This window comes from Synechococcus sp. R55.8, from assembly GCF_047461895.1.
GTDB lineage: Bacteria > Cyanobacteriota > Cyanobacteriia > Thermostichales > Thermostichaceae > Thermostichus.
Map to the genome: position 1 here is coordinate 1 of NZ_JANSIB010000054.1, position 17,241 is coordinate 17,241.

17 protein-coding genes and 1 pseudogene are annotated in these 17,241 nt (G+C 59.1%); 6 read left to right on the forward strand and 12 right to left on the reverse strand.

The genetic code is table 11. The features are described from left to right. The 3 genes and pseudogenes from NW829_RS06970 to NW829_RS06980 all read right to left on the reverse strand — a co-directional run. Positions 1 to 604 (reverse strand): annotated as a pseudogene (locus NW829_RS06970) (RNA-guided endonuclease TnpB family protein); the annotation flags it as partial. A gap of 4 nt (positions 605 to 608) precedes the next feature. Beyond that, the gene (locus tag NW829_RS06975; protein ID WP_414416752.1) at positions 609 to 1,463 is read right to left on the reverse strand and encodes a DUF4351 domain-containing protein; all 855 of its coding nucleotides are present in this window, start codon (positions 1,461 to 1,463) and stop codon (positions 609 to 611) included. Between the two features lie 20 nt (positions 1,464 to 1,483). Beyond that, entirely contained in the window at positions 1,484 to 2,944 is a 1,461-nt protein-coding gene (locus NW829_RS06980; protein WP_414413624.1) for a TldD/PmbA family protein, read from the reverse strand. Between the two features lie 280 nt (positions 2,945 to 3,224). Here NW829_RS06980 and NW829_RS06985 point away from each other — a divergent pair, with 280 nt between their 5' ends. Continuing rightward, positions 3,225 to 3,845 carry a uracil-DNA glycosylase gene (locus tag NW829_RS06985; protein ID WP_011433970.1) on the forward strand — a complete coding sequence of 207 codons (621 nt, stop codon included), beginning with the start codon at positions 3,225 to 3,227 and terminating at the stop codon, positions 3,843 to 3,845. Positions 3,846 to 3,902: 57 nt separating this feature from the next. On the opposite strand, the gene NW829_RS06990 is transcribed toward NW829_RS06985, so the two are convergent. Then, positions 3,903 to 4,751 carry a methyltransferase domain-containing protein gene (locus tag NW829_RS06990; RefSeq protein ID WP_414413625.1) on the reverse strand — a complete coding sequence of 283 codons (849 nt, stop codon included), beginning with the start codon at positions 4,749 to 4,751 and terminating at the stop codon, positions 3,903 to 3,905. 126 nt (positions 4,752 to 4,877) lie between these two features. Then, entirely contained in the window at positions 4,878 to 5,672 is a 795-nt protein-coding gene (locus NW829_RS06995; RefSeq protein ID WP_414413626.1) for a CDP-alcohol phosphatidyltransferase family protein, read from the reverse strand. A gap of 298 nt (positions 5,673 to 5,970) precedes the next feature. Here NW829_RS06995 and NW829_RS07000 point away from each other — a divergent pair, with 298 nt between their 5' ends. Continuing rightward, entirely contained in the window at positions 5,971 to 6,954 is a 984-nt protein-coding gene (locus tag NW829_RS07000) for an ABC transporter ATP-binding protein (RefSeq protein ID WP_414344385.1), read from the forward strand. Positions 6,955 to 7,049: 95 nt separating this feature from the next. On the opposite strand, the gene NW829_RS07005 is transcribed toward NW829_RS07000, so the two are convergent. The 3 genes from NW829_RS07005 to NW829_RS07015 all read right to left on the reverse strand — a co-directional run bounded on the left by NW829_RS07005 (position 7,050) and on the right by NW829_RS07015 (position 9,383). Further along, complete coding sequence (locus tag NW829_RS07005; RefSeq protein ID WP_414383974.1) at positions 7,050 to 8,165, reverse strand: glycosyltransferase family 4 protein; 1,116 nt, start codon at positions 8,163 to 8,165, stop codon at positions 7,050 to 7,052. Between the two features lie 139 nt (positions 8,166 to 8,304). Next, positions 8,305 to 8,445 (reverse strand): hypothetical protein, encoded by a 141-nt coding sequence (locus NW829_RS07010; protein WP_414344387.1) that lies wholly within the window; start codon positions 8,443 to 8,445, stop codon positions 8,305 to 8,307. Positions 8,446 to 8,576: 131 nt separating this feature from the next. Continuing rightward, a complete protein-coding gene (locus NW829_RS07015) occupies positions 8,577 to 9,383 on the reverse strand; it encodes a M50 family metallopeptidase (RefSeq protein WP_414416757.1) in 807 nt (268 codons plus the stop codon). An 84-nt stretch (positions 9,384 to 9,467) separates the two neighbouring features. On the opposite strand from NW829_RS07015, the gene NW829_RS07020 reads away from it, so the two are divergent. After that, positions 9,468 to 10,100 carry a class I SAM-dependent methyltransferase gene (locus NW829_RS07020; protein ID WP_414416753.1) on the forward strand — a complete coding sequence of 211 codons (633 nt, stop codon included), beginning with the start codon at positions 9,468 to 9,470 and terminating at the stop codon, positions 10,098 to 10,100. Positions 10,101 to 10,122: 22 nt separating this feature from the next. On the opposite strand, the gene NW829_RS07025 is transcribed toward NW829_RS07020, so the two are convergent. The 4 genes from NW829_RS07025 to NW829_RS07040 all read right to left on the reverse strand — a co-directional run bounded on the left by NW829_RS07025 (position 10,123) and on the right by NW829_RS07040 (position 13,929). Continuing rightward, positions 10,123 to 10,950: a thiazole synthase gene (locus NW829_RS07025; protein WP_414416754.1), complete on the reverse strand. Its 828-nt coding sequence runs from the start codon at positions 10,948 to 10,950 to the stop codon at positions 10,123 to 10,125. Positions 10,951 to 10,982: 32 nt separating this feature from the next. Further along, a complete protein-coding gene (thiS, locus tag NW829_RS07030; protein WP_414357500.1) occupies positions 10,983 to 11,180 on the reverse strand; it encodes a sulfur carrier protein ThiS in 198 nt (65 codons plus the stop codon). Next, positions 11,168 to 12,436, reverse strand: a complete 1,269-nt coding sequence (locus NW829_RS07035; protein WP_414416755.1) for an FAD-dependent oxidoreductase — start codon at positions 12,434 to 12,436, stop codon at positions 11,168 to 11,170. Before NW829_RS07035 ends, thiS begins: the two co-directional genes overlap by 13 nt. Positions 12,437 to 12,852: 416 nt before the next feature. After that, complete coding sequence (locus tag NW829_RS07040) at positions 12,853 to 13,929, reverse strand: ABC transporter substrate-binding protein (protein WP_414416756.1); 1,077 nt, start codon at positions 13,927 to 13,929, stop codon at positions 12,853 to 12,855. 557 nt (positions 13,930 to 14,486) lie between these two features. On the opposite strand from NW829_RS07040, the gene upp reads away from it, so the two are divergent. From upp to NW829_RS07055, 3 genes are all read left to right on the forward strand, one after another. Continuing rightward, complete coding sequence (gene upp / locus NW829_RS07045) at positions 14,487 to 15,176, forward strand: uracil phosphoribosyltransferase (RefSeq protein ID WP_011433955.1); 690 nt, start codon at positions 14,487 to 14,489, stop codon at positions 15,174 to 15,176. A 270-nt stretch (positions 15,177 to 15,446) separates the two neighbouring features. Continuing rightward, positions 15,447 to 16,331: a hypothetical protein gene (locus NW829_RS07050; RefSeq protein WP_414350080.1), complete on the forward strand. Its 885-nt coding sequence runs from the start codon at positions 15,447 to 15,449 to the stop codon at positions 16,329 to 16,331. After that, on the forward strand, positions 16,318 to 17,025 hold the full coding sequence (locus NW829_RS07055; RefSeq protein ID WP_414383967.1) for a tetratricopeptide repeat protein: 708 nt from the start codon (positions 16,318 to 16,320) through the stop codon (positions 17,023 to 17,025). The genes NW829_RS07050 and NW829_RS07055 overlap by 14 nt, the downstream gene beginning before the upstream one ends. Positions 17,026 to 17,241 lie beyond the last annotated feature (216 nt).

A 17,241-nucleotide genomic window follows, 5' to 3' on the forward strand; every position in this document is an offset into this window, starting at 1 on the left:
CATTCCAGTTATCTCCTTCCGATGTATGGGCAATATCTGTCCTTCCCAAGTCCACGCCTACCACCTGAGCGGTGTTCTGCTGTTCCGGTAACTTTGCTTCCACGCAAATCTGGATGGAGTAGGAACCGTCTTTGCGCTTGACCAGAGTGGCCGATTTGGGATTGGAGCCTGCCAACTGTTCTCTCTGGTAATGACCAATCGCCAGCTCAAAGCGTTCTCGACCCTCCACCGTGGTGAGCGACACCGTCCAGTCTTTCTCGCGAAACGAAAAGATACGAGCGTCGTAGGTAGCGAAGCCACCCTTGAACGCTTTGACCGGGCGGTTTTTCTGTTGTGCCACCTTGCGAGCAGACGCTACCCGTCTGCATATCTGTTGGTCGCGTAAGCGGGACGTAGTCCTTGCCAAATTACTGGACAAGCCGAAACGGGCACGGATTTCGTAGTAGCACAGGGATTGGAGTTTCAGTGGGTTGACGACTTTCTCGGGTGTGTTTTGGTTGACCCAGTTCAAGACTTGGCCGAAAGCATCCAATGTCTCGTCCAATTTGGCGGCTTGCGACTGGGACACCTTGAGCTTGCAAGAAACGGTCAGGACTTGGGTCATAGCCTTATTGCATTTTACTCACATTCCTCCCGACCCTTGCCCTGTGGGCAGAGAGCGGGGCTCCTGCGGTTTCTAGCTGACGGGCCAGCCAGGCAGTTAAATCCTCCAAGCTGTTGAAGTCCAACAGAGCTTCCCCCAGCGCCTCCAGTTGTGACGTTGACAAAGCCCAAATCTTATTCTCAAGGGCCGGGTCAAGGGATCCCAACTTCCGCCTGAGCAGCCGCAAAACCAGCGTTGCTTCCCCGTGTTGCAATCCCTGTTGCAATCCTTGTTGTAGCCCTTGTTGCAGGCCCAGTTGTAGTCCTTCTCTGCGTCCTTCTTTGCGCCCTTCTTCCAGCCCCTCTCGCAGAGCTTCTGCCCGCCACTCTTGGTAGATCACCGATTCCCTCATATCCAAAGACCTCATGATTTGTCGAATCAAACCCCGATCCAATGCTAGTCCCACCAAGACGGCTGTTGCGGCTGCCAATTCCCTTCTCTCACTGGGGTCTGCCAAGCTCTCTAGCTCACTGACCACCTCTCGCAAGGTTTCTGCTGGATCTTCCACCTGGCTTAGAACCCGAAACGGTAGCAGGGCTTGCCGATCCGCTCCGGCCCTCAAATCGCATTCCCACAGGCGGACAACATCAAACTCATGGCTCAGCCTCTCTAGACGAAAAGAGGTCTGGAAAACTCGCTCCGACCCCGTTTTGCGCAAGTCAATCGCGTTAGCGGTGCGGAGCACCTTGACCACCTGCTGCACCGATAGGTGAGGATACCTCCGATAGAGTCGGAGCCGAGCCACTTCTCCCATGAGCCAGCGGGCAAACTGCTCTGGGAAACGCTCGGCCAGATATTTGCAGACGTTGTCATAGGCCATGTCGAGGTGGATCCCTGGAATTAGCGACCGCCCACGGTAATGGAATCTACCTTGATGTGAGGCTGCCCGACGGTGACGTAAATGCTGCCACTTACAGAGCCACAGAACCCAGCTGCCAAGCTGAGGTCCTTAGAACACATGGAAATTTTGGTCAAGATGTCTTTGGCTTCTCCGATCAGAGTGGCTCCCTTGAGGGGTTTGGTAATCTTGCCGTTTTCGATGAGATAGGCTTCTTCGACGGCGAAGTTAAATTGCCCAGTGGGGCCGACGCTCCCTCCCCCCATACGCTTGCAGTAAATGCCTTTGTCGATAGAAGCAAAAAGATCGTCCAACTCTGCATCTCCAGGGGCGATGTAAGTGTTGCGCATACGGCTGGCAGGGGCAAAGGTGTAGTTCTGTCGGCGACCGCTGCCGGTGCGGGGGTGGCCGGTGCGCATTGAGCCGGCCCGGTCGGCCAGGAAGTTCTTCAAAATGCCCTTTTCAATTAGCAAAGTGCGCTGGACGGGCATCCCCTCGTCATCCACATCCAGGCTGCCAAAGGCCCCTTCAGAGAGACCTTCGTCCCAGGCGGTGAGGTTTTTGTGGGCAATTTTCTGGCCTTTTTTGTCGGCAAAGGGAGTGGTTTTGCGCTCAATCTGGGTGGTTTCCAACAAGTGGCCGCAGGCTTCGTGGAAAATGACGCCGCCAAAGGCGTTGGACATCACAATCGGGTAGGTGCCGGATTCCACATAGTCGGCATAGAGCATCTGGCCGGCGGCTTCTGCCAGTTCCCGGCTATGGGCCTCCAGATCCCAACGGCGCAAAAAGTTGGGATCCCCCGTACCGCCGGAGCGTTGACTGACAGAGGCGCGATGGGATCCATCGGCACAGAGCAGCGTAGAGCTCACGGATTGGGTGAGGCGCACATCCCGCACAAAGGTGCCATCGCTGCAGGCCACCAGAATCTCTTGCCAATCGCGGAAATAGGTGGTGCGGCGGGACTGCACATGGCGGGCTTGGCGACCCAGTTGCTCGTTGGCTTTGAGCAGGATCTCCCCCATCTCCGCAATGGGGCTACATTCCTTCAACCAGCCATCTTTGCGGCGACGCTCGCCGTAGTCCTGCAGCATCTCCAGGTTGACGGCAGAGACCAGCGCTGTGGGGCCAGGAGGGGTGAAGCCCATCAGCGAAAGGCCCTTCTCCAGAGCAGCCTTGAGACCGGCAAAGGACAGATCGTTGGTGCTGACGTAGCAGTCGGCCAAGCCGCGAAACACCCGCACGCCGGCCCCGGTGGAGAGCCGTGGGGTGATGCTGGTGATGGCGTCATCTTCGGCCAGGCAACTGATGGAATTGCCCCGTTCTAGAAAAATCTCCACCAAATCGGCACCGGCAGCGCGCCCCCAGCCCAACAGGGCAGAGAGGGGATCCCGCCAATCCTCGTCGAAGCGCTGTAGAGTATGACGGTAGTTCAGGTTGGGCAGTTCTTTGGACAAAAGCAGCATGGCAGGCTCAGGGAGTAGAGACGAGCTAAGGCCGGCGCAAGTTTTCGTTTTCTCAGTTTAACAAGGAGTAAAGGTTCTCCCCTGCCGGCAGGTTGGCCTTGAGCTTGACAAGGGCGGGGGAGCAATCGAAGATCGCTGCACAAGGAAACCTCGACTTGCAATGGCTGCCAAGAAAAAACCGCCGGAGCTTCAGCCCAGCCTATTTGACGATCCCATCGAGCCGCCAGCCCCGGCGGAGGAGACACTCCCCCAGTGGGATCAGATCCCCCTGTCGGCCCAGGTGTCCATCCCCCCCGGCACTTACAGGGATTTGGAGCAACTGAAGCAGCATTGTTTGGTATGCCAGCGCTGCGACTTGGCAGCCAGCCGTACCCATGTGGTGGTGCATCGGGGCAACCCCAAGGCAAGGATTTTAATCATCGGAGAGGGGCCAGGGGAAAGCGAAGACCTGCAGGGGCTGCCTTTTGTGGGCAAGTCGGGACAATTGCTGGATAAAATCCTGGCTTCGGTGGGGCTGGATCCCGAGCAGGACACCTACATCTGTAATGTGGTCAAGTGCCGCCCCCCTAACAACCGCGTGCCCACCCAGGAGGAGATGGACGCCTGCCGTCCCTATCTGTTGGAGCAGATTCGCCTGGTGGATCCCTGGATTATTCTGCTCACGGGGGCCACCTCGGTGCGCTCCCTTTTGGGCGAGAAGCGAGGGATCACCAAGATCCGCGGGGAATGGATCCAGTGGCAGGGACGCTGGTGTATGCCCATTTTTCACCCGGCCTATCTGCTGCGCAACCCAGACCGCACCCCTGGCAGCCCCAAGTGGTTGATGTGGCAGGACATCCAGGCGGTGAAGCAAAAGTATCTGGAACTCAACGGCACAACGCCACCTCAGCCGGACTTTTGAGCCCATTTTCCCAAGCGCCCCTTCTCCCAAAGGGGAGCAAGGGATCCCTGCGGTGGGCTAGCTTTTGGGTTTGAACCCAGTCAAGAGGCCAAAGCGGAGCAAGCCGGTGGCATAAGCCCGACGCATCAGGCCCAGCCCCAGTGCCGCCCGAAGGGTAACCCAGCCGCTGCGCAGCAAAGCCGGGATCCAGCGCCAGTCGCGGGCGGAAGCGATCACCTCATCCCAGAAGGGGGCCACCCGCTCCGACCAGTCAGCACTGCGCAACTGCTCAAAGCCCACCTGTTGGGCCAGAGCCTCGTAGCCGGAGAGGCTGATCACATAGGGTAGGCAGTACACCTCGTAGATTTTCTGCAAAAGCTGTTGATCCTGCCGACTCAGGGATCCCTCGCGGTGGCACCAGGTTACCACCATCACCTGCCCGCCCGGTTGCAAGACCCGCCAGCCCTCGGCCAGAAACTGCCGCTTATCCGGCATGTGCTCGCCGCTTTCCAGAGACCACACCAGATCAAAGGTGTTGTCTGCAAAGGGCATCTCCAGAGCATCGGCCACCTGAAATCGCACCTTGTTGCTCAGGCCGGCCTCTTGGGCGCGCTCCCCGGCCCGCTGGGCTTGGACGGGGCTGAGGGTAATGCCCGTAACCTGTGCCCCAAAGCGCCGGGCTAACTCCAAGCTGCTTCCCCCAATGCCACAGCCAAGATCAAGAATGTGCTGGGGAGGGCAGGGATCCCCGATCTGGCCCCACTGGATAACCCTGTCGATCAAGTCAATCTGAGCTTGGCGGCGATCCTTACCGGTTTGGCCCGGCTCGTAATAGCCATGGTGCATGTGCTCCCCCCACACCCGCTCCCAGAGGCCGGAGGAGGCATCGTAGAAGTGGCGAATGCGTTGGTTGAGGGTGGAGGTCACGGCGGCAGATCTCGGTCTATGGCTTTCTCATTTTGGATCCTCTTGCCCGGTGGGGCTTGATGGGGAGGTCTTGAAACCCAACTCGCGCCAGCCGGACGGAGTCATAGGGACAGACTCCTTCCGAACTCACCTTGGAGCAGAAAGCGATCCCAGCGCCCAAACCAACCGCTGCACAGCACTCAAGAGCACCAGAATCGCCATCAGCCCAAACAAGCCCACCATGTACTCCGGGAAAAGGAAAAACAAGCCGTAGAAAAAGATGGTTTCGCTGCCCTCGATAAGCCCCGACGGCATACTTAAGCTGGTCAGTTCATCCAGGGATCCCGCCCCGACAGTGCCATCCGTCCTTGTTGCTCCGCAACGCTGTCGCGAACGCCGTTTTTCCAACAGCCCTGCCAAATACATCCAGGAGCAAAGGTTGATGTAAAAGCTGGCCAGCATCAGAGCCAGAGAAGCATAGCCCAGCAGGGATCCCTGGTGAAAGGCCAGCCCCAGGGGAACGACTGCGTAGACCACCACGTCCAGCAGCATATCCAGGTAGCCCCCCAGATCGCTTTGCCGTCCCTGCAGACGAGCCAACGTGCCGTCCAGCCCGTCCATAAACCGGTTCAGCAACCACAGGCCCAGCCCCCACCCGTAGGCCCCGTAAGCTGCCGCTGTCCCAGAGGCCAGGCCCACAGCAAACCCCGACAGGGTAATGGCTAGGGGATGCACCTGTTGGAGAGGGGTTTGCAGCACTGGAGCCAACAGCCGCTCCTTCCACTGCCTAAGCACCTTATCCAGCAAGAAACACTCCTTTCTTATTGCTCTGCAACGCTGTTGCCGATGATCACCACCGGCTGGGATCCCAGAGGCCAGAGGCACAAAACCTCTGGATTCAATTTTCTTGCTCCGCACCGCCAACGCGATGGAAATCATCATCCCAGAATCATCCCAGATGATGAGAATGCTACTGAAGGGAGGTCAGAGCAAAGTGCTGTGCCTACGGCAAAGGAACCGCACCGCTGTTGCGAATGAAGCGGATACCTACGCGGAGTATGTTTGCTCTGGCCCCTTTCCTCTACCGGAAGTGCTGCGGCAAGCCTAGGCTGGGACAAAGCCTGTGGGTAAACTAAAGGTTAGGCTGGGTAGCCTATCGCCTGGCGGACTGTGTGCTCCTTAACTCGGTGTTCGCGGCACCTTTTTCTCCCTCAACTCCAACATACCTACGAGCGAGTCCATGAGCGAGACCCCCACTTCCCCAGCAGAAGCGTTCGCGGCACCAGAGCCGGTCATTGCCATCACCGGCCTGACCAAAACCTATCGCACAGGATTTTGGCTGAACAAGGTGGTCAGCCCCCTCAAAGATTTTTCTCTGACTGTGGCCCGCGGAGAAACCTTTGGGCTGCTGGGGCCCAACGGGGCCGGGAAAACCACCACCATCAAATGCCTACTGGGCATTGTGGAGCCCACCCGCGGCAGCGGCACTTTGCTGGGCAAACCCCTGGGGGATCGCTCCATCAAGCAACAGGTGGGATATTTGCCGGAGAACCCCTATTTTTACGATTACTTGACGGCATGGGAGTTTCTCCAGTTTGCCGGCAAGGTGTTTGGTCTGCCCAATAGCCTGTTGAAGGAGCGGATCCCGCAACTGCTGGAGCTGGTGGGGCTTTCTATAGATACGGCCCGCAAAAAACAACTGCGCACCTACTCCAAGGGCATGCTGCAGCGCACTGGCATGGCCCAAGCGCTGATCAACGACCCAGAGCTGGTGTTTCTGGATGAGCCGATGTCAGGACTGGATCCCATGGGCCGCTATCAAATGCGCGAGATCATTCTGTCCCTCAAGCAGCAGGGCAAAACGGTGTTTTTCAACAGCCATATCCTGGCGGATGTGGAAGTTATCTGCAACCGAGTCGGCCTGATCATCGGCGGCAAATTGGTGCATCAGGGAACTTTGGATGACTTGCTGGGAGAGAGCAAAAGCTATCGGGTACAGGGGCACGGTGGCGCCGTCGAACAGTTCCGCGACCGCCTAGAGCACTTCTCGATTCAGGGATCCCATTGGTCGGGGGAATGGAGTGGATCCCTACCGGAGTTGCTGAGCCTTTTGAACCAAGCGGGGGCACTGGTCACCGACTTGCATTGGCAACGGCAATCCCTAGAAGAATTCTTTGTGGAGCAAGTGCGGGCCATTGAAGGGGATCATCCGGTCTCTGCCTAGGCTGGCCGTTCGCACTGGTGCTATGGAGAACCCCGAGAGCAGGACGGAGTTCTGCCCTGAGTATTTCCCAGTAGGGGACTCTGTGCTCCGCACCGCTAATCGGCGGCAATAACAGCCCGGTAGTAGCCTTCCAACTGTTGGGTGGCTGCCGACCAGCTCCAACGTTCTGCCTCTTGGCGGGCTTGCTGTCGGAAGAGCTGTCGCTGCCCGACGCTGCTCAGGAGTTGCTGGGTAACCTGGACAAAGTCGCTATCCGAATTGGGATCGAACAGAAAGCCATTGCGCCCACTGTCCACCACATCGGTAATGCCGCCGCAGCGGGGGGCGATCACCGGACAACCGGCAGCCATGGCTTCCAACAGAACCAGCCCCAAGGTCTCGGTGCGGGAGGGGAACACGAACAAATCCGCCGAAGCAAAGGCCGCTGCCAGAGACTCCCCCTGCAGATAGCCCGTAAACACCACATCGTAGCCGGCAAAATGTTGCTCCAGGGATCCCCGCTCTGGCCCATCCCCCACAATAGCTAGGCGCGCCTGTGGGATCCGCTCTAGCAACACCCGGATCCGCCCTACTTCCTTCTCAGCCGAAAGCCGCCCCACATAGAGCAAAAGAGGCCGTTCCGGTTGCCCTGCGGTGAGCCGAGCCCGCATTTCTGAACTGGCCGCCTGGGGATGAAACAACTCCGTATCCACTCCTCGCTGCCACAGCTGCACCCGCTCAATGCCGTGGGCGCTCAGCTCCTGCATCATGGCCGTCGAGGTGCAAAGATTGACCCGCGCCAAATTGTGCCCCAGCTTCAGGAGATTCCACAAAACCCCCTCCAGAAAGCCCAGCCCATAATGCTGCAGATACTTCGGCAGATGGGTATGGTAGGAGGCCACCAGCGGGATCCCCATCGTCTGGCTGTAGTAGAGGCCCCCCAATCCCAAAACTGCCGGGTTCACCACGTGGATCACATCCGGTCGGAAACGGCTGAGCAACTTGCCGATGGCCGGGCCGGGGGCAGCCAGCTTCAACTCTGGATACAGAGGCAGCGGCATCCCCGGGATCCCGTAAACCCGTGCCCGTGCAAACCGCCGCGGGGCTCCCCGGGGCGCGACGATGAGCACCGAGTTACCACGAGCGGTTAGGTGACGCACCGTGTGGCAGAGGCGGGTAACAATGCCGTCCACCTTGGGCAGAAACGTCTCCGTAAACAGGGCTATGCGCATCAGGGATCCCAAGCCTACTGTTATTGCTCCGCAACGCTGCTGCGACCGCGCCACTCGGACGGAGTCCTCAAAGACTCTAGAATGAGTGTTGCACAAAACGACAACGCCGCTACGACTTCCGTCAGCAGACTCAAGTACCTCATTCCACCGGTGCAGAGTAGGGCATCGGCTCAGGTTCGGTGAAAGTCTGCACCTGGCTTTGGCCCAGCGTGTCTGCGGCGGTTTTGCTGATCAACAGTAGGGTCGCCGCCAGGGCCAGCCCGATAATATCCCGCCACATGCTCCACTCCTCAACTCCTCACTCCTCTTGCCCATTACTGTAGCGGCGGTTTTCTCGACTGGGCAGTGATGGAGGACGGATTTTTGCGTGACACAAATCACTGCCAAAATTGCGGCTTTGCCCCCCGCCGGCTAGTCCCGGAACGTCAGTTGCAAGCTGGTTATCAGCAGCACCAAAGAAGAGACCGCCATCACCCCTCCCCAAAACCAGTAGGGCAAGAACAAGTTTTGGGCAATTTGGCTGGAATCGGAGTGGATCACCTGCCCATTGATCACGGCAGAGGCCGTAAACAAGTAGTCAAGCTGGTGGTAGGTGCTCACACAGGCCTGCACCCCCAAAAATTGTGCGGCAAAGCCCCGCAGCCAGGGGGAGGCCCAGCGAGCTACCGCCAGGATCCCCAAACCCATACCCAAGAGGAACAGGAGGCCAAAGGGAGAGCGAACCCAGAGCAGCGTCGATAGCAACAGCAGGGATCCCAGAAGTACCAGCCCCAACCGAGTTGTGCTGTGGCGGCGGGAGGCAAGGATGAACAGGGCCCCAGCCAGCGGCGGCCCCATCGGCCCAGCAGCGGCCACCAAAGCTTGCCCCACCCGTCCCAAAAACAGCTCGCCACTGTGAATGGCCAGCCCCGAGCCGTCGGGATAGATCTCCAGACGATGAAACTCCCCCCCCAACAGCACTGCCATCAGACCATGGCCCATCTCGTGAAACCAGGTGGCCAACAAGGTAAAGGGGTAGAGGATGTAGTTACCCCAGGGAAACCGCCAGAGCAAGACCGTCAGACCTGCAGCAACCACCAGCCAAACCAAGCTGTGCCGGTTAGGTCTTCCAGAAGGGGGAGAAGGCAGCTCAAACTGAGTCATCATCAGCAGGTGGATGGAGAAAAGGCCTAAGATGGCCCATCTCCCCAGACGACTGCCGGCGGGAAAAAGTTCCACATAGGCCAAGAAAATAGCCAGGCCAACTCCCCTGCTGGGAGAGGGGCTAGGTAGGCTGAAAGAGCCCCTGAGGGATCCCTGGCGATGGCCACCTTCCTGCGGGATTGGAGCTATCAATTTCCTTGGCTTTACCGCAGCATCAGTCGCGGGGCTGCCCTGGCAGTGGGCGGATATGAGCGGTTGCGGAGATTGCCCATGCAAGGGATCCAGATTCATCCCCAGGAGCGGGTGTTGGATCTCTGCTGTGGCCCAGCTGAAGTAACCCCACTGTTGGCGGAGCTGAGCCAGCAGGTGGTGGGCCTGGATGCTTCCCCCAAAGCTCTAGCGGCAGCCCGCAAACGCCTTCCCCAGGTGGAGTTTGTGGAGGCCTTTGCCCAAGATATGCCCTTTCCCAATGCCAGCTTTGATTGGGTGCATACCAGCTTGGCTCTGCACGAATTGTCCTTCGCAGATTTGGAGCAGGTGCTGCGGGAAGTGTGGCGGGTGCTCAAGCCGGGGGGAGGACTCTTGATTCTGGATCTGCACGCGCCTCGACAACCCTTGATCTGGCCTGGGCTGGCCCTCTTTTTGGCCCTGTTTGAAACCGAGACCGCCTGGGAGCTACTCAAGCTGGACTTGCCCGAGCACTTGCAGCAGCAGGGTTGGCAATCCATCCGGCAGACCCTCCACGCTGGGGGAGCTCTGCAGGTTATCCAGGCGCGAAAGCCTGCCGCCTGAGCTGCACCCCTGAGAGCGGCAGTCAGCCCTGGTGCCAAAAGGGAGTGCCGAGGACGGGCGTACTGGGCTGAGCTGTTTCCTGAGGGATCATGGCCCCGGCCAGGTAGGCTCGGCGGCCTGAGCGCACCGCTTCTGCAAAGGCCTCGGCCATGGCCACCGGATCCCGGGCCAAGGCCACCGCCGTGTTTAGCAGCACCCCGTCGAAGCCCCACTCCATCACCTGGCAGGCATGGGAGGGCAGGCCCAAGCCGGCATCCACGATCAGCGGCGCCTCGATCCGCTCCCGCAGCAGGCGTAAGCTGTAGGGGTTGAGGGGGCCTTTGCCGGTGCCAATGGGGGCCGCCCAGGGCATCACCACCTCACAGCCAGCATCCAAAAGCCGCTGGCAGAGCACCAGGTCGTCGGTGCTATAGGGCAGCACCTTAAAGCCGCGCCGGACCAGCTCAGCAGCAGCAGTGGGCAGTTGCACGGGATCCGGCTGCAGCGTGTAGTCATCCCCAATCAACTCCAGCTTGATCCAGTCGGTGCCGAACACCTCCCGCGCCATCTCCGCCGTTGTGATCACCTCCTGCACGCTGTGGCAGCCGGCGGTGTTGGGCAGAACTGGGATCCCCATCTTCTGCAACAGAGCCCAGAACCTCTGGGAAGTTTCTGGCCCCAGTGCCCCTTGCCGCCGCAGAGAAACCGTCAACAAACAGGGCTGCGCGCGCGCCACCGCCTGCTCCAAAATGGCTGGCGAAGGGTAGCGAGCCGTACCCAACATCAGGCGGCTGGGCAACGGTTGGCCGTAGAGAACCAAAGGATCCTCATCGGCCAGAGTTGAGGGAGAGCAATGGAGGAGGGTGGACATGGCTGAGGCAGATAGAAAAGCGGACTTGAGCGCTAGCCGCCGGCAACCGGAGCGACGATCTCCACCTGGTCGCCTTCTTGCAGACGAGTTTGCTCGTATTGGGCACGTGGCACAAACTTCAGATTAACCGCTACCGCGAAAGGGCCGCTGGCCCCCACCTGAGCCACTGCTTCGGACAAAGTGGTGCCTTCCGGCAAATCGTAAGGCTTCTGGTTGATCAAGACACGCATGGCGACAGGGACTCACCGGAAAGAGGGGCAGCCTGCACCTGAAAGGGGATCCCAAGCTGCTGAGCCAAGCGACAACTGCCCTGGTGAAGATACTCCAAGACAGCATCGTGGATGGCCGGGGAGATCAGAAAGCCATGGCGATAGAGGCCGTTGATCTGCAACAGGCGAGGTGAGCGCTCCACCACGGCTGGCAGGTTATCCGCCAAGGTGGGACGACATTGGCTGCCTAATTCCAGGATACGCGCTTCGGCAAAGGCAGGATGTACGGCGTAGGCGGCGCTGAGCAACTCCAGGGCGGAGCGGACGCTCACCGGCGAGCGATCCTCAGATTCGATTTCAGTGGCCCCCACCACAAACACCTGACCCGGCTTGGGAGCGATGTAGATCGGATAGCGAGGATGCAACAGCCGGGTTGGGCGCCGCAAAGAGACTTCTGGGGCATACAGGCGCACCACCTCACCCCGAACTCCGCGCAGCAGTTTTTGCCCGCCCCATTCTTTTTGGGATCCCAGGCCGCGGCAATCCAAAACCCAGCCTCCGGTTTGTTGCTGCCAGGCTTGGGCCTGCTTCAGATCCCAGGGGCAACCCCACTCCACTTCCACCTCGTGCTGCCGCAACTTGGCCAGTAAAGCTGCCAACAGTTGGCGGTTGTCCAGTTGGCCCTCTTGGGGAAGATACAGGCCCTGCGCAAATCGCCCGGCTACCGATGGCTCCAGCTCGGCAATAGCCTGGGCATCCAGCGGCTGAGGGCGGGGGAGATGCGGGAGGTGTTCCCCCACAGCGGCCAGTAGCGCCGAGAAGCGCTTGGCTTCCCCGGCATCTTGGCGGTGCCAGAGGATCAAAGTGCCCTCCTGCTGAAAGAAAACCGGCTCTGGCAGGCTGGCCAGAAGGGCGGGCCAGCGGGAGAGGGCATAGTACCCCTGGGCCACCACACTGGCTTCGGCGATGGCAGACTCGGCTAGGGGAGCCAGCATAGCAGCGGCAAAATGGGCAGCACTGCTCTCAACAGCAGCAGCAGGAGCCGCCTCCACAATGCGGACGGGATGCCCAACCTCGACAAGGCTGGCGGCCAACAAACGCCCCATCAGCCCAGCCCCGAGGACAAGGATGGGATCCCGCTGCGCTGCCCAAGGCAAAGTGATCCCTGCCGCGTCAGCGGCGGGGAATGAGCCCGTCAGACTGGCTGGCGGGTCTGGCGGAGAAGAGGAGGGTGAAAGGGTCAAAGTGCCCTGCGCTGCTGACACAATGGATTCCATACTGGATCCCATGATAGGCTTTCCAGCTCGGCGATGAATCTGCTCCCACCTGTGCCTGCATTTGTTGATGGAGTGCTGGGCCAAGCTTCGCTGGAACGCCTTTTCACTTGGAGCTTTTTGTTTGATCTCGCTGTTGGTCTCCGGGATCCGTCTGGGGGTGCCGGTGTTGCTGGCGGTGTTGGGGGAGGTGATCACGCAGTGTTCTGGCATTCTCAATTAAACCGGAATGAAACATTTCCCTCTAGCCCCCTTCTCCCTCTGAGAGAAGGAATGGGGGTGAGGGCAGTGGCGCGGAGCGTTTAGGGGGTGTCTCAATCTAGTTTGAAATGACTATAGTTCCCCTCTCCCTTGGTGGAAGAGGGGCTGGGGGCGAGGGGGGATCCCTTGGGCTGAGAAGCGCCAAGGGTGGAAGTCCGTCAGGCAGTGTAGTAGGCAGTGCCTTTATTGACGAAGTCCAGTGTGTAGGCAGCCCGGTAGTTGATGGTTGGCTCAAATACGCCGGCCACCGTCATGCTGTCGAAGAAGTCTTGCCAGCGTTTGTCGGTCATGGCGCCAATGCCTTTTTCCAACGCATCGCCGGACAAGATGATGCCGTACTCCTGCAATTTCTCGAAGCTGTAGGCCAACTGGGCATCGGTCATCTCCGGGTTGTCCTGCTTGATCAAGCGATAGGCCGGACGGGGATCCTCCAAGAAGCTGTACCAGCCTTTGATAGAGGCATCCACGAATCGCTGCACCAAGTCGGGCTTGGTTTCCACCAGTTGGCGACGGGTTTCGATGGTGGTGGCATAGGGTTTGTAGCCCAAATCCGCCAGGAGGAAGACCACCGGCTCAAATCCCCCTTCCCGTTGGATGGCAAAAGGCTCGGATGTCAGATAGCCTTGCTGAGCTGAGCTGGGATCCGCCAAAAAGGGGCCGGGGTTGAAGTTGTAGGGACGAACCTGATCGTCGGTGAAGCCAAAGCGGGCCTTTAGGTAGGGCCAGTAGGTGGCAAGCCCCCCTTTTGAGACGAAAATGGGCCGGCCCTTGAGCTCTTCAAAGCGCTGGGTGCCGGGGTGGGTCATGATGATCTGCGGGTCTTTCTGGAAAATGGCTGCCACACACACCAAGGGGATCCCTTCTCGCACAGCATTGATCACCCCTGTGCTTCCCCCCATGGCAAACTCGGCAGCTCCACCGGCCAAAACTTGGGTGATGTTGATGCCAGGGCCACCCATCTTGATGGTTACATCCAGGCCATGCTCGCGGTAGATGCCGGTCGCCACCGCCTGATAGAAGCCGCCATGTTCCGCCTGAGCATACCAGTTGGTAGCATAGGAAACGCGATCCAGGCCGGATCCCTGAGCCACGATCAGGGTGGGAGAGGGTTTGCGCTGAGCTTGGGCGCCCCCTGCCGCCAGCAGACCGCCCCCAAGGGCTGCGGCTCCCACTTTGAGAAGCTGACGGCGGCTCAGAGCCTTGGTGTTCGAGTCAGAGGGTTGAGACGAAGCCATAATCCATTCTCCCTAAGCTAATCCTTGCAAGGTGTGAGGGGGCCAAAGATGCAGGTACAGCCTATTGAGGGGCTACGGATACGGTTGTAAACCTACTTGTTCTAAACCTCATCGGAGTCAAGCCTCAGAAACACGATGTTTTGTATCCCTTAAGTTTTGTATCCCTTAATTTGTGAACAGGCTGTAACTTGCGACACCCCATTAAGCCAGAAACCCTTGGGCAGAGCGGTATCTCCGGCTACCGGCACTTGCAGACGAGAGCCGTTGGCGTTCGGTTCCATCGGCGGGAGGCCAAGCTGCCCTGGGGCCAGCACCTCAGTTCGCAAATGGCAAGAGGAACAAAACCCGAAACCAGCCTTGCCCTGGTCTATCCCAAACCTGTAGCCACCGAACATGACCGGCGCTCGAAGTAACCTGCAGATCTCATTCTGCCGCAATCTTGCTGGGTCAAAGAGCCCCACCCCTTGAGCATTTGCCGGAGCTGTTGGCAATTTATCCCCGGTCGGGATGGAGTTGCGGCCAATTGGAGAGCTTGCTTTCTGCTAAGGCAACCCGCTATGCTACCGCCCAGATTGAGGCATTCTCCCGTGGCAAGTCAGCAGCTTCGTGTCTATGTCCCCCCTCACCCGCTCATTAAGCACTGGCTAACCGTGGCTCGGGATGCGGAGACGCCCATGCCCCTGTTTCGCACGGCCATGTCGGAGCTGGGCCGCTGGCTAACCTATGAGGCGATGCGGGAGTGGATCCCCACCCAAACCGTTCAGGTGCAAACCCCTTTGGAACCCGTTGCCGCAGAGGTCATCGCGCCGGATACCCTGCTGGGCATTGTGCCTGTATTGCGGGCTGGCTTGGCGATGCTGGAAGGCTGTCAGGCCCTTTTGCCCCAGGCGCGGATCTTTCACATTGGCATGGTGCGGGATGAGGAAACGCTGCAGGCCAGTTGCTACCTCAATCGCCTTCCAGAGCGGATCCCTGAACAGATGCGCATTCTCATTCCCGAGCCGATGTTGGCCACCGGGGGCACGCTGCTCTGGGTTTTGGATGAGCTAAAAAAACGGGGGGCGGATCCCAGCTTGGTTAGAATTGTCAGCGCATTGGCAGCGCCCCCAGGGTTACAGCGGTTGGGATCCCACTACCCAATGGTGCAAATCTTCTGCGCCATGATTGACGAGCGGCTGAACGATCGAGGGTTCATTTTGCCCGGGCTGGGGGATGCAGGGGATCGCGCCTTCGGCACAGAGAACTAGCCACTGACCCACTCAATCTGTCTGTCTTCTCTGCTGCTGGTTTTTGAGCCAAGATCTTCGGCGACACACGCATTCTGGAGTGCTCAATCGAGCTTTTACCACTTCTGGCGCACGGATTGCCCATTCACCCAGATGCTTTGAGGGAGAGCATTTGAGGCTAATCCCCCTCAGGTTGGTCAAGCTATTGGATCATAGGTACTGTAGGACGCTTCAGCCGGTCGTGCTGCTTGAAATTTTGACGGGGCCAGCGCCTTTCCCTTTCCTGCACCTATGCGACTTGTCCTTACCAGTTTAGATGGCAGCTTGCTGGATCTAGAGTTCAACAGCTATGGTGCTGCCCGACAAGCCTTGGCTGCCCTAGAGCGCCGCTCCATTCCCTTGGTGCTCTACAGCCTGCGCACCCGCGCTCAACTGGAACATGTGCGGCGGCAGTTGCGCCTGGAGCATCCGTTCATCTGTGAGGATGGCTCTGCCGTTTACGTTCCCGAGCATTACTTCCCGGCGGGCATCCTAGACGAGCAGTGGCAACACCGACCGCCCTACTACGTGTATGCTTTGGGTCTGCCCTATTCTCGCCTGCGCAGCATCCTGCAACAGGTGCGTCAAGAGTCCCACTTGGATTTGATCGGGTTTGGGGATTGGACTGCCTCTGAGCTGGCCGCTGCCACTGGGATCCCTTTGGAAGAGGCAGAGCGGGCGCAGCAGCGAGAGTACAGTGAGATTTTCAGCTATTCCGGGGATCCCGAAACCCTACGGGAAGCTTTTGCCCAGCAAGAAGCCAACCTCACCCAACATCTGCTGCGGGTGCGTCAGCTCCACTTCTCCAGCCTGCCGCAATGGTATCTGACCGGATGGATGCAGCCAACGATGGCCGCAGAACCCAATTGGTTACCGGGGGAACAGGCGGTGCGGCGGCTGCTGGATTGCTATCAACGGCATTTGGGCCCTATCAAGGCTTTGGGCATTGGTTGTTCCCCGCCCGATGTGGCCTTTTTGCGGTGGACGGAGCAAAAAGTGGTGCTTCCCAGCCCAATTGCGGATAGCCTCTGGAGTGAGGCCCTGCCCCAATGGCAATTGGCTCAGCTCCCCGGCCCAGAGGGGTGGAATGAAGTGGTGTTGATGTGGTTGGAGGAAACAGATCATGGTGATGAATAGGCAGCAGATTGGTCGTCAGGCTGTACCCTTAGGCCTGAAAACGGTGGGGTGCCTGCTGAGCTTGGCGGTGGCCATGCCTGCCCACGCGCAACCGCCCATGACCCTACTGACAGGGGAGCCGACGGTCGCCCAACTGAAGGAAGACGGAGCTCGCTATCTGCAGATGGGCTTCCATACCTTGGCCATCAACGCCTACCGGAGCGCAATTGAACTGGAAGAAAAAACCTTGGTGCTGCCCAGCGAACGGGATCCCGATGTGCCTTTTAACCTCGGCTTGATCTACGCCCGTCAGGGCAAGCTGGCGGAGGCCCGCGCTGCCTTTCAGCGCTCGGTAGAGGTGGATCCCAGTGGCTTTAAGGCTCGCTATCAACTGGCCTTGGTGGATCTCAAGCTGGGGAACCTGGTCGCTGCCAAAGAGCAGCTCACCCTCTTGGCCCATGCCGCCAGCAACCATCCCGAAACCCACAGCCATATTCAAGCTCTGCTGGCCACTCTGGAGTCTGTTCCCTTGCCCGGCCAACAAGGGGAGAACCCGGCTCGCCCTCCAGCCGTTGAGTCAGAAGCCGCCAAGCTTTTGCTCGAACCTCAGAAAACAGAAACAGCCGCCCTGCCAACTGCGACTGAAAAGAAAGGGCCAGAGGAAGAGAAACCCCTCTCGCTTCTGCAGCGGCTCCGCCAACAGGAGCGGGACTAGTTCTCTCTCGGCCCAGACTGACAACCCATGAAGGCATGTAGCTGGATGCCAGGGATCCCGTCACCGGGCCTTGGGCTAGGCTCGCCCCTTTTGGGGATCCGACTGAGAATCCTCGGGCTGGGGCCCTTTGGTGGTGAACACCGTGGTGAACATCATCAGCATGCCTGATACATTTACGCTGAACACTGCTGAACATCACTGTTCAACTATGCAGCG